Origin of the sequence: Streptococcus oralis subsp. oralis, from assembly GCF_002096495.1 — a bacterium.
In the GTDB taxonomy this organism is placed as follows: Bacteria; Bacillota; Bacilli; order Lactobacillales; family Streptococcaceae; genus Streptococcus; species Streptococcus oralis_CU.
The window spans coordinates 772,146-784,780 of record NZ_NCUO01000012.1 but is presented as its reverse complement, the minus strand read 5'-3'; the positions used below and the strand labels follow the sequence as shown (position 1 = coordinate 784,780).

General features: G+C 42.3%; 12 protein-coding genes and 1 other annotated feature. Of the genes, 10 read left to right on the top strand and 2 right to left on the bottom strand.

Annotated features, from left to right (window positions below; genetic code table 11):
* Positions 1-24: 24 nt before the first annotated feature.
* From B7717_RS09265 to B7717_RS09230, 7 genes are all read left to right on the top strand, one after another.
* Positions 25-1,749 carry an ABC transporter ATP-binding protein gene (locus tag B7717_RS09265; protein ID WP_084944628.1) on the top strand — a complete coding sequence of 575 codons (1,725 nt, stop codon included), beginning with the start codon at positions 25-27 and terminating at the stop codon, positions 1,747-1,749.
* 1 nt (position 1,750) lies between these two features.
* Positions 1,751-3,499: an ABC transporter ATP-binding protein gene (locus B7717_RS09260; protein ID WP_049519550.1), complete on the top strand. Its 1,749-nt coding sequence runs from the start codon at positions 1,751-1,753 to the stop codon at positions 3,497-3,499.
* A 100-nt stretch (positions 3,500-3,599) separates the two neighbouring features.
* Positions 3,600-4,859, top strand: a complete 1,260-nt coding sequence (locus B7717_RS09255; protein ID WP_049519552.1) for a TRZ/ATZ family protein — start codon at positions 3,600-3,602, stop codon at positions 4,857-4,859.
* Positions 4,860-4,920: 61 nt separating this feature from the next.
* Positions 4,921-5,056: a sequence feature (ribosomal protein L10 leader region), on the top strand.
* A 38-nt stretch (positions 5,057-5,094) separates the two neighbouring features.
* Positions 5,095-5,595, top strand: a complete 501-nt coding sequence (gene rplJ / locus B7717_RS09245) for a 50S ribosomal protein L10 (RefSeq protein WP_001287274.1) — start codon at positions 5,095-5,097, stop codon at positions 5,593-5,595.
* Between the two features lie 74 nt (positions 5,596-5,669).
* Positions 5,670-6,038: a 50S ribosomal protein L7/L12 gene (rplL, locus tag B7717_RS09240; RefSeq protein ID WP_001196964.1), complete on the top strand. Its 369-nt coding sequence runs from the start codon at positions 5,670-5,672 to the stop codon at positions 6,036-6,038.
* 232 nt (positions 6,039-6,270) lie between these two features.
* A complete protein-coding gene (locus tag B7717_RS09235; protein ID WP_049519606.1) occupies positions 6,271-7,173 on the top strand; it encodes a DUF2268 domain-containing protein in 903 nt (300 codons plus the stop codon).
* Positions 7,174-7,235: 62 nt separating this feature from the next.
* Positions 7,236-7,604, top strand: a complete 369-nt coding sequence (locus B7717_RS09230; RefSeq protein WP_084944625.1) for an EXLDI protein — start codon at positions 7,236-7,238, stop codon at positions 7,602-7,604.
* A 215-nt stretch (positions 7,605-7,819) separates the two neighbouring features.
* Here B7717_RS09230 and B7717_RS09220 read toward each other — a convergent pair whose 3' ends face one another.
* A complete protein-coding gene (locus B7717_RS09220; protein ID WP_084944621.1) occupies positions 7,820-8,305 on the bottom strand; it encodes a GNAT family N-acetyltransferase in 486 nt (161 codons plus the stop codon).
* A 31-nt stretch (positions 8,306-8,336) separates the two neighbouring features.
* Positions 8,337-9,683 carry an NADP-specific glutamate dehydrogenase gene (gene gdhA, locus B7717_RS09215; RefSeq protein ID WP_000199520.1) on the bottom strand — a complete coding sequence of 449 codons (1,347 nt, stop codon included), beginning with the start codon at positions 9,681-9,683 and terminating at the stop codon, positions 8,337-8,339.
* Between the two features lie 204 nt (positions 9,684-9,887).
* Here gdhA and B7717_RS09210 point away from each other — a divergent pair, with 204 nt between their 5' ends.
* From B7717_RS09210 to sodA, 3 genes are all read left to right on the top strand, one after another.
* The gene (locus B7717_RS09210; RefSeq protein ID WP_084944619.1) at positions 9,888-10,823 is read left to right on the top strand and encodes a dihydroorotate oxidase; all 936 of its coding nucleotides are present in this window, start codon (positions 9,888-9,890) and stop codon (positions 10,821-10,823) included.
* Between the two features lie 32 nt (positions 10,824-10,855).
* A complete protein-coding gene (holA, locus tag B7717_RS09205) occupies positions 10,856-11,893 on the top strand; it encodes a DNA polymerase III subunit delta (protein ID WP_084944616.1) in 1,038 nt (345 codons plus the stop codon).
* Positions 11,894-11,962: 69 nt separating this feature from the next.
* Complete coding sequence (gene sodA / locus B7717_RS09200; protein WP_000974728.1) at positions 11,963-12,568, top strand: superoxide dismutase SodA; 606 nt, start codon at positions 11,963-11,965, stop codon at positions 12,566-12,568.
* Positions 12,569-12,635 lie beyond the last annotated feature (67 nt).

Here is a 12,635-nt window from a genome sequence, read left to right as displayed (position 1 = left end):
CCAGAATAAGAATAGAAGGGATCTATGAAACACTTACTATCTTACTTCAAACCCTACATCAAAGAGTCGATTCTAGCACCCCTGTTCAAGCTGCTAGAAGCTGTTTTTGAACTCTTGGTTCCCATGGTGATTGCTGGGATTGTTGACCAGTCCTTGCCCCAGAGAGATCAGGGACACCTCTGGATGCAGATTGGCCTGCTCCTTATCTTTGCACTGATTGGCGTTTTAGTGGCCTTGATAGCCCAGTTTTACTCAGCCAAGGCAGCGGTTGGATTTGCCAAGGAATTGACAGACGACCTTTATCGTCATATTCTTTCTTTACCTAAGGACAGCAGAGACCGTTTGACAACTTCTAGCTTGGTGACCCGCTTGACTTCGGATACCTACCAGATTCAGACTGGGATTAATCAATTCCTGCGTCTCTTTTTGCGAGCGCCTATTATCGTTTTTGGAGCCATTTTTATGGCCTATCGCATCTCAGCTGAGCTGACTTTCTGGTTCTTGGTCATGGTTGTCATTTTGACCCTTGTCATTGTCGGCCTCTCTCGACTGGTCAATCCTCTCTATAGCAGTCTCAGAAAGAAAACGGATCAGCTGGTTCAGGAAACGCGCCAGCAATTGCAAGGGATGCGAGTTATTCGTGCTTTTGGCCAGGAAAAACGAGAGTTACAGATTTTTCAAACCCTTAACCAACTTTATGCTAGATTGCAAGAAAAAACAGGCTTCTGGTCTAGTTTATTAACACCTCTGACCTATCTGATTGTCAATGGAACTCTCCTCGTCATCATCTGGCAGGGATATATTTCAATTCAAGGAGGTTTACTCAGTCAAGGAGCTCTCATTGCTCTTATCAACTACCTCTTGCAGATTTTGGTGGAATTGGTTAAGCTCGCCATGCTGATAAATTCTCTCAACCAGTCCTATATCTCAGCCAAGAGAATTGAGGAAGTTTTTACCGAAGCTCCAGAAGATATTTTTTCAGAATTAGAAGAAAAGCAAGCTACCGGTGATCGGGTTTTGCAAGTCAAAGAATTAACCTTTACCTATCCTGATGCGGCCCAGCCTTCTCTGAGAAACATTTCCTTTGATATGAATCAAGGGCAGATCCTTGGTATCATTGGGGGAACTGGTTCAGGTAAATCAAGCTTGGTGCAAGTCTTACTTGGTCTTTATCCAGCAGACAAGGGGAGCATTGATCTTTATCGAGATGGATGTAGTCCTCGTAATTTGGAGCAGTGGCGGTCTTGGATTGCCTACGTGCCCCAAAGGGTCGAACTCTTTAAAGGAACTATTCGTTCCAACTTGACTCTAGGTTTCAATCGAGAAGTATCTGACCAGGAACTATGGCAGGCCTTGGAGATTGCGCAAGCTAAGGATTTTGTCAGTGAAAAGGAAGGACTTTTGGATGCCCTAGTTGAGGGAGGAGGGCGAAATTTCTCAGGCGGACAAAAACAAAGGCTATCTATTGCCCGAGCAGTCTTGCGACAAGCTCCATTTCTCATCCTAGATGATGCGACCTCGGCCCTCGACACCATCACTGAGTCCAAGCTCTTGAAAGCAATTCGAGAAAACTTACCTAACACGAGCTTAATCTTGATTTCTCAACGGACTTCGACACTTCAGATGGCTGACCAGATTCTCCTCTTGGAAAAAGGTGAGCTCCTAGCTGTTGGCAAGCACGAGGACTTGATGAAAACTAGCCAAGTCTATCGCGAAATCAACGCATCTCAAAATGGAAAGGAGGACTAGCATGAGACGACAAACCGCAAACCAGACGCTCAAACGTTTGGCCATAGATTTAGCAAGCCATCCCTTCCTCCTTTTCCTAGCCTTTCTAGGAACTATTGCCCAAGTTGGCTTATCAATTTACCTACCTATTCTGATTGGACAGGTCATTGACCAAGTTCTAGTGGCTGGTTCTTCACCAGTTTTTTGGCAGATTTTTATCCAGATGATCTTGGTGGTCATAGGAAATACTCTGGTACAATGGGCCAATCCTCTTCTTTATAATCGTCTAATCTTCTCTTATACCAAAGACTTGCGAGAGCGAATCATTCATAAGCTCCATCGTTTACCGATTGCTTTTGTGGATCGGCAGGGTAGTGGAGAGATGGTCAGTCGTGTGACCACAGACATAGAACAGTTGGCAGCTGGCTTGACCATGATTTTCAATCAATTTTTCATTGGTGTTTTGATGATTTTGGTTAGTATTCTAGCCATGCTCCAAATTCACCTTCTCATGACCCTCTTGGTCTTGCTGTTGACGCCCCTGTCCATGGTGATTTCACGCTTTATTGCCAAACGGTCCTATCATCTCTTTCAGAAGCAAACAGAGACCAGGGGGATTCAGACTCAGTTGATTGAAGAGTCGCTTAGCCAGCAGACCATTATCCAGTCCTTCAATGCTCAAACAGAGTTTATCCAAAGACTGCACGAGGCGAATGCCAACTATGCAGGCTATTCTCAGTCAGCCATCTTTTATTCATCAACGGTTAATCCTTCAACTCGCTTTGTCAATGCGCTCATTTATGCCCTTCTTGCTGGAGTGGGAGCCTATCGTATCATGATGGGTTCAACCTTGACCATTGGGCGTTTAGTGACTTTTTTGAACTATGTCCAACAGTATACCAAGCCCTTTAACGATATTTCTTCAGTGCTAGCTGAGTTGCAAAGTGCTCTCGCTTGCGCAGAGCGTGTCTATGCTGTCTTAGAAAGTCCTGAGGTTGCTGAAACAGGTAAGGAAGTCTTGACCAGTGACCAAGTCAAGGGAGCTATTTCCTTTAAACATGTTTCTTTTGGCTACCATCCTGAAAGGATCTTGATTAAGGACTTATCCATCGATATCCCAGCTGGTAGCAAGGTAGCCATCGTTGGTCCGACAGGTGCTGGTAAGTCAACTCTTATCAATCTCCTCATGCGTTTTTATCCTATTAACTCGGGAGATATCTTGCTAGATGGGCAATCCATTTATGATTATACCCGAGCTTCATTGAGACAGCAGTTTGGGATGGTTCTCCAAGAAACCTGGCTCAAGCAAGGAACCATCCATGACAATATTGCCTTTGGAAATCCTGATGCTAGCCGGGAGCAGGTGATTGCTGCTGCAAAGGCAGCCAATGCAGACTTTTTCATCCAACAGTTGCCACAGGGATACGATACCAAGTTGGAAAATGCAGGAGAATCTCTCTCTGTCGGGCAAGCCCAGCTCTTGACCATCGCCCGAGTCTTTCTAGCTATCCCAAAGATTCTTATCTTAGACGAGGCAACTTCCTCCATCGATACACGGACAGAAGTGCTGGTACAGGATGCCTTTGCCAAACTGATGAAGGGGCGCACAAGCTTTATCATTGCTCACCGTTTGTCAACTATTCAGGATGCGGATCTGATTCTAGTCTTGGTGGATGGTGACATTGTTGAGCATGGTAACCATCAGGATCTCATGGCTAGAAAGGGCAAGTATTACCAAATGCAGAAAGCTGCAGCTTTTCGCTCTGAATAATCCTTTCTATTTTAAAATCTTATGAACGAAAAAAGTTGCCTTCGGGTGACTTTTTTGTTACAATAGCTAGAAAAAATCAAGGCCTTGGAAGGAGAAAACAATGAAAGTCTATCAGCATGTAAATATCGTGACTTGTGACCAAGATTTCCATGTTTATTTGGATGGTATCTTAGCCGTTAAGGACTCTCAAATCATTTATGTCGGCCAAGAGGAGCCAGAGATTTTAGAGCAAGCTGAGCAGATTATAGACTATCAGGGAGCCTGGATCATGCCTGGTTTGGTCAATTGCCATACCCATTCAGCTATGACAGGATTGAGAGGGATCCAAGATGATAGCAATCTCCATGAATGGCTCAATGACTATATCTGGCCTGCAGAAGCAGGATTTACGCCTGATATGACTACCAAGGCGGTCAAAGAAGCTCTGACAGAGATGCTCCAGTCAGGGACAACAACCTTCAACGATATGTATAATCCCAATGGTGTGGATATCCAGCAAATTTATCAGGCAGTTAAGGCTTCCAAGATGAGTTGTTATTTCTCACCGACCCTCTTTTCTTCAGAGGCAGAAACAACTGCTGAGACCATAAGCAGAACCCGAGCCATCATAGAGGAAATCTTAGGATATGAAAACCCAAATTTCAAGGTTATGGTAGCTCCACATTCTCCCTACAGCTGTAGTAGAGACTTGCTGGAAGCGAGCTTAGATATGGCAAAAGAGCTAAATATCCCTCTCCATATCCATGTGGCAGAGACCAAGGAAGAGTCAGGAATTATCCTCAAACGCTATGGCAAACGTCCCCTCGCCTTTCTAGAAGAACTGGGTTATTTAGATCATCCGTCTGTCTTTGCTCATGGGGTCGAGCTAAACGAGCGAGAAATTGAACGCTTGGCAACTTCTCATGTGGCAATCGCCCATAATCCTATCAGTAACCTCAAACTGGCCTCAGGGATCGCTCCAATCATCCAACTGCAAAAAGCAGGAGTAGCAGTCGGAATTGCGACTGACTCAGTTGCTTCCAATAATAATCTAGATATGTTTGAGGAAGGACGGACCGCAGCCCTTCTTCAGAAAATGAAGAGTGGAGATGCCAGCCAATTCCCTATCGAGACAGCCCTTAAGGCACTGACGATCGAAGGAGCTAAGGTTCTAGGAATGGAAAAGCAGATAGGAAGCCTAGAAGTTGGCAAGCAAGCGGATTTTCTGGTCATTCAACCACAAGGAAAAATCCATCTTCAACCTCAGAAAAATATGCTCTCTCATCTGGTTTATGCTGTCAAATCCAGTGATGTTGATGATGTTTATATCGCTGGAGAACAGGTGGTTAAGCAAGGCAAAGTTTTGACAGTAGAGATTTAAAAAAATTTAAAAAAAGTTTGCAAAAATCTTGCATTCTTTTTTTGTCTATGCTATACTTATATACGGTTTGAAAAAACTGCCTAAGACAGTAGGGGAGCTCGACTCATAAAGATCCTACCGAGGACAAAACGTATCATGTAAAAAGAAGCGTATTGTACTTTCGTGTCTAGGTTTGGGCGCGTTTTTCTTTTGGAAAAATTCCCCAAGCAAAATAATTACGGAGGTGAACACACTAATGAGTGAAGCAATTATTGCTAAAAAAGCGGAACTAGTTGACGTAGTGGCTGAAAAAATGAAAGCTGCTGCATCTATCGTCGTTGTAGACGCTCGTGGTTTGACAGTTGAGCAAGATACAGTTCTTCGTCGTGAGCTTCGTGGAAGCGAAGTTGAGTATAAAGTCATTAAAAACTCAATCTTGCGTCGTGCAGCTGAAAAAGCTGGTCTTGAAGATCTTGCATCAGTATTTGTTGGACCATCTGCAGTAGCATTTTCTAACGAAGATGTTATCGCACCAGCGAAAATCTTGAATGATTTTGCTAAAAACGCTGAAGCACTTGAAATCAAAGGTGGTGCAATCGAAGGCGCTGTCGCATCTAAAGAAGAAATCGTTGCTCTTGCAACTCTTCCAAACCGCGAAGGACTTCTTTCTATGCTCCTTTCTGTACTTCAAGCGCCAGTGCGCAACGTTGCTCTTGCAGTCAAAGCGGTTGCAGACAACAAAGAAGACGCAGCTTAATCTTAAGCTACGCAGCGTAGCCTAGCTACGGAAAAACGATTATAAAATTAAAAACTTATTTGGAGGAAATAACAATGGCATTGAACATTGAAAACATTATTGCTGAAATTAAAGAAGCTTCAATCCTTGAATTGAACGACCTTGTAAAAGCTATCGAAGAAGAATTTGGTGTAACTGCAGCTGCTCCTGTAGCTGTTGCTGCAGCTGGTGCTGCTGACGCTGGTGCTGCTAAAGACTCATTTGACGTTGAGTTGACAGCTGCTGGTGACAAAAAAGTTGGCGTTATCAAAGTTGTACGTGAAATCACTGGTCTTGGACTTAAAGAAGCTAAAGAACTTGTTGATGGTGCACCAGGTGTCATCAAAGAAGGCGTTCCAACTGCAGAAGCTGAAGAAATCAAAGCTAAATTGGAAGAAGCTGGAGCTTCAGTTACTCTTAAATAATAGAGCAACTACATTAGTAGCTTAAAAAACATATAAAACCGCTATTCTTAGGAGTAGTGGTTTTTTCTGTTACGATTTAAAATGGGTAAACCTACTTGAAATTATGATCTGATACGAAAGTTCTAGTTTTTTTACTAACAATTACTAGAATCTTGATATAATTTCAATTTTCTTCTTGACTCTGACCTTAGGTAAGGGATTATACTAATAATAGATAAGAAAGGAGCTTACCATGCAAATCAATATGATTCGTTCAGATAAAGTTTACCAAGAGATGCTCGAGCTTCCTTTAGAAAAAAGAGAAGGTTGCTTTCGAGCTAAAATATTAGCACCTTTTGCAATGAAATACCAAACGCAACACATTCCTCTGAAAGCAAAGTATCCTGGAGGATTTGATGCTCTTTTCCTACTTGGCTTTATGAATCAGTTACCCTCAACTCTCTCAGAAAAGGATAGACCAGCTATCGACTCTCTGAGCTCTGATCAACTCTGGCAGGACTGCCAGGATACCATCAAAAGGAGTATGGGGCTTTTTGAGCAGGCTGGCTATGACTTAGATGTTGAGGATTACCATTTTACTATTTTATTGGGCAATCCAGAAAAACCTATGCTACAGCTCAATAAGGGTTATAGCGGAGATGGCGGAATTCCAGGCTACCTCATGCTTAGTCTGCTACCAAATGACTATACTTTACTACGTGTGCAGGCTGCGTTGGCTCACGAGTGCAATCACAATGTACGTTTCCAATTTATCAAATGGAACCAGCAGACGACACTAGCAGACTGGGTAGTCAGTGAAGGATTGGCAGAGTCTTTTGCGGCTGAGCTCTATGGCAAAGATCTCATTGGGCCTTGGGTCACTTCAACCAGTCCAGAGCAGTTAGAAGAGATTAAGCCCATCATCTCAAGTCAGCTTCAGCTAACAGGTATGGCGGAAATGGCTCCTTATCTCTACGGTGATGAAATTGCTGAGATTCAAGGTCAAATAACGGTTGGAATGCCCTATGCTGCAGGCTATGCTTATGGTTATCATTTGATACAAGCTTATCTGAAAAAGACTGGCAAGAGCATTATTGAGGCTACAGTGACACCTACAGAAGAGATTTTAGAGGCGACGAAAGATTTTTGGAAATGACACTTTGGCTTGATAATCTGCCAGAATCTGATATAATGTAGGTAATTTCAGGAGGTGACTATATGTACTATAAAAGAGTTGAATTGAAAGTCACAAATCAAGGTATCCATGAGCGTAAGATTTTTCAAGGTGTCAAAATTTTCAGTCGTAGTAAGTTGTCCAAAGATCAGAAAAGCATTCTAACACAGAAGCTTTACCTGACACCGAAGCAGAACATCGTTTACTATCAACGGACAGATATCAACTATGACCAGAACTGGTATCATCATAAGGACTATTATGAATTAGCTTATGGTCAGATGGATAGAGAGACGGTTTTTAAGGTTTGTCAAGATTTTGACGAACTAAGTCCTTTCCTGGAGAATGAGCTGTTAGAGAGGCTAAAAGAAAAGCTGGTAGCAGGAAAATTTTTTGAAAAATTAGATATATAAAAATCCGACTGCTTTCATAAGCAGTCGGATTTCTTCTAGTTTGATAGTGCTTAAACAATACCTTGGGCAATCACAGCATTTACTAGATTTTAGAAGTCAACAATATTTTCTCCTGCAAGGTCACCTGTACCAAGTCCGTATGTTTCAGTAGTTGTTTTAGCTGTGTTGTGGTTCTTGGTCATGATGTCTTCGAGTCGACCAGAGTATACTAATATCTACTCATTTGATAAGAGGGATTTTATCATCCAGATATTCATAGCTGGGTGGCCGGCGGCGTTAGAAAGTGGTTGTTGCAGTGATCTGAAACCATAGTGTTGATAGATGGCCACAGCCGTAGCCAGTTCAGTAGAGGTTTCTAGATAAAGCTGTTCATAACCAGCTAGACGGGCTTCCTGGAATATCCGCTTTATCAACCTGCTGGAATAACCTTTGCCACGGCTATTCTTAGTGACGTACAGTTTTTGTAATTCAGCAATCTTATCAGACAAAGGTGCAAAGCCACCACAGCCAACCAGCTGTCCTTCATCTTCCAGAACAAAGTAAGCTGCTCTCTCTTGCTGTTGATAATAGTCGGCCAAATGATCTAGATGAGAATCAAAGTAGACAGTTCCTGGTTTGTCAAGCCCGAATTCTTCTAGGCTGGCTCGAATGAGCTGCGCTACAGCTGAATTGTCTCTCACTTCCATTGGCCGTAAGTTCATCATTTGTCCTCCAATAGGATGTATCGACTAATTAAACAATACCTTGTGCAATCATAGCGTTTGCTACGTTTTCGAAGGCAGCGATATTTGCTCCTGCAAGGTAGTCAGTACCAAGACCGTATGTTTCAGCAGTTGTTTTAGCTGTATTGAAGATGTTTGTCATGATGTCTTTGAGGCGTCCATCAACTTCTTCACGGGTCCATGAAAGGCGAAGGCTGTTTTGGCTCATTTCAAGCGCTGATACAGCTACACCACCAGCGTTGGCAGCTTTGGCAGGACCGTAAAGGATTCCGTTTTCTTTGTAGACTTTAATCGCATCAAGGTCACTAGGCATGTTAGCACCTTCAGATACACAGATAACGCCTTGAGCAACCAAACGTTTAGCTGCTTCACCGTTGATTTCGTTTTGAGTCGCACATGGAAGAGCGATGTCGTAGTTACCAGCGTAAGTCCATACAGAACCTTCATGGTAAGTAGCAGTTGCTTTCTCAGCTGCATACTCAGTCAAACGAGCACGGCGTTTTTCTTTAACATCAACCAAAAGATCGAAGTCAATACCATTTTCGTCGATGACATAACCATTTGAGTCAGATACAGAGATAACAGTAGCGCCAAGTTCAGTTGCTTTTTGAAGAGCGTATTGAGCTACGTTACCAGAACCTGAAATAACCACTTTCTTACCAGCAAAACTGTTACCATTAGCTTTGAGCATTTCTTCAGTGTAGTAAACCAAACCATAACCAGTTGCTTCTGGACGAATCAAGCTACCACCAAATCCAAGAGGTTTACCAGTCAAGACACCCGCATCAAATTGGTTAAGACGTTTGTATTGTCCGTATAGGTAACCAATTTCACGTCCACCAACACCGATATCACCAGCAGGTACGTCAAGAGATGGTCCGATGTATTTTTGCAATTCTGTCATAAAGCTTTGGCAGAAGCGCATCACTTCAGCATCAGTCTTACCTTTAGGATCGAAGTCTGATCCCCCTTTACCTCCACCGATTGGAAGTCCAGTCAAGACGTTTTTAAAGATTTGTTCGAAACCGAGGAATTTCAAGATCCCTTGGTTTACAGTTGGGTGGAAACGAAGTCCGCCTTTATATGGTCCAACAGCTGAGTTGAATTGAACACGGTAACCACGGTTGACTTGGACTTTACCTTCACGGTCAACCCAAGGAACACGGAAAGAAATCACGCGCTCAGGCTCAGTGATGCGTGCCAAGATGTTTTCTTCGATATACTCGGGATGTTTTTCAAATACAGGTTCCAAAGTGCTGAAGAATTCTTCAACCGCCTGGAGAAATTCAGCCTCATGCCCGTTACGAGCTTTCACAGTTGCAAACACGCTTTGGATATAGTCTTTAGCAGATGTCATATCGTTCTCCTTTTGTTGTTATATTTTATTACATGAGCCATTATAGCAGAATTTTTTTTGAGTGTAAAGAAAAAAACAGAAATTTTCTAAAAATTCTTTCAATTTACAAAACCGAACGTTTTATATAGAAATTAGTTTCTCAAAGAGAAAATCTTAAAGTATGGTATAATATTAGAAATAAAAGGAATCTGGAGGATCAGAATCATGGTATCAACGAAAACACAAATAGCTGGCTTTGAGTTTGACAATTGCTTGATGAATGCGGCGGGTGTGGCTTGTATGACGATAGAAGAGCTTGAAGGAGTCAAAAACTCAGCGGCGGGTACTTTTGTTACGAAGACTGCGACCTTGGACTTTCGTCAGGGCAATCCTGAGCCACGATACCAGAATGTTCCACTTGGTTCTATCAACTCCATGGGCTTACCAAATAATGGCTTAGACTACTATTTGAACTATCTTTTGGACTTGCAGGAAAAAGAGCCAAACCGAACTTTCTTCCTATCTCTAGTTGGCATGTCTCCAGAAGAAACACATACCATCTTGAAAAAAGTGCAAGAGAGTGAATTCAAAGGACTGACAGAGCTTAATCTCTCTTGTCCAAATGTTCCAGGAAAACCTCAGATTGCTTATGATTTTGAGACAACAGATTGTATCTTGGCAGAAGTATTTGCCTACTTTACCAAACCTCTTGGAATCAAATTGCCACCTTATTTTGATATTGTTCACTTTGATCAAGCGGCAGCTATTTTCAACAAATACCCGCTCAAGTTTGTTAACTGTGTTAACTCTATCGGAAACGGCCTTTATATAGAAGACGAGTCGGTCGTGATTCGTCCTAAGAATGGTTTTGGTGGAATTGGTGGAGAGTATATCAAACCGACCGCTCTAGCGAATGTGCACGCCTTTTACCAACGTTTAAATCCCCAAATCCAAATTATCGGAACGGGTGGCGTTTTAACGGGGCGTGATGCCTTTGAACATATCCTCTGCGGTGCGAGTATGGTGCAAGTAGGGACCACTCTTCACAAAGAAGGTATCAGTGCTTTTGAACGCATTACCAATGAACTGAAAGCTATTATGGCGGAAAAAGGGTACGAGAACCTAGAAGATTTCCGTGGGAAATTGCGCTATATTGATTAAAGTTAGAAAAAAATCAGAAGAAAGGAGAGAAGATGCTAGCCATAGAAGAGAGTCAAAAGGTATCTCTATCAAATTTATCTAGCTTGATTCTATTTACAGGGACAGACCAGGGCCAGTTTGAAGTTATGAAGAGTCAAGTGTTGAAACAGATTGGTTATGATCCAGCTGATCTCAATTTTGCTTACTTTGATATGAAAGAAGTAGCCTATAAAGACTTAGAGTTGGAGTTGGTCAGTCTCCCTTTCTTTGCGGATGAAAAAATCGTGATATTAGACCATTTTGTCGATATTACAACAGCCAAGAAACGTTTTTTAACAGATGATGAGCTCAAGTCGTTTGAGGCATACCTTGATAACCCTTCACCGACGACTAAACTCTTGATTTTTGTGGAAGGAAAGTTGGATAGTAAAAGACGGTTGGCCAAATTGCTCAAACGAGATGCGACTGTATTTGATGCTATTGAACCCAAGGAACAAGAACTCCGCCAGTATTTCAAAAAATGGAGTCAGACACAAGGTCTGCAGTTTGTGGGGCAGTCCTTTGAAAATCTACTTCTCAAATCTGGTTTTCAATTTAGTGAAATCCAGAAAAATCTCCTTTTTTTGCAGTCTTATAAGTCAGACGGCGTGATTGAGGAGAAGGATATTGTCGAGGCTATACCAAAGACCCTGCAGGACAATATTTTTGATTTGACTCAGCTTATTTTAGCTAAGAAGATTGACCTGGCCCGTGACCTGGTTAGAGACTTGACCTTGCAAGGGGAGGATGAAATCAAGCTCATAGCTGTCATGTTAGGACAGTTTCGTACCTTTACCCAAGTGAAGATTTTATCAGAGACTGGTCAGACGGAATCGCAGATTGCAAGCAGTCTGGGAACTTATTTGGGGCGCAATCCTAATCCTTATCAAATGAAGTTTGCATTAAGAGATTCGAGAGGGATTTCCTTGGCTTTTCTCAAGCGAGCGATTTCTTATTTGATTGAAACAGACTATCAGATTAAGACAGGTATCTATGAAAAAGGTTACTTGTTTGAAAAGGCACTTTTGCAGATCGCGGCAGAAGCAAATTGAGCAAAAAACTTGAAAAAAGAGGATGATTGCGTTATCATTTTCATATAGAAAGAAAAAGAGGTATTACAGATGGCTATTATCTTACCAGACCTTCCATACGCATACGACGCTTTGGAACCATACATTGATGCAGAAACAATGCACTTGCACCATGACAAACACCACCAAACTTATGTAAACAATGCAAATGCAGCTCTTGAAAAACACCCTGAAATTGGTGAAGACCTTGAAGCCTTGCTTGCTGATGTAGACTCTATCCCAGCTGATATCCGTCAAGCACTTATCAACAATGGTGGTGGACACTTGAACCACGCTCTTTTCTGGGAATTGATGACTCCTGAAAAGACTGCTCCTTCAGCAGAACTTGCAGCAGCAATCGATGCAACATTTGGTTCATTTGAAGAGTTCCAAGCAGCCTTTACAGCAGCAGCTACAACTCGCTTCGGTTCTGGATGGGCTTGGTTGGTTGTCAACAAAGAAGGAAAACTTGAAGTAACTTCAACAGCAAACCAAGATACACCAATCTCAGAAGGAAAAAAACCAATCTTGGGCTTGGACGTTTGGGAACATGCTTACTACGTGAAATACCGCAACGTGCGTCCTGACTACATCAAAGCTTTCTTCTCAGTCATTAACTGGAATAAGGTAGACGAGCTTTACGCAGCAGCTAAATAATAAAATATGGAGGGAAGAATTGTTCTTCTCTTTTTAAAGTTATAAAGCAGAAGTCTGACAGAATCGT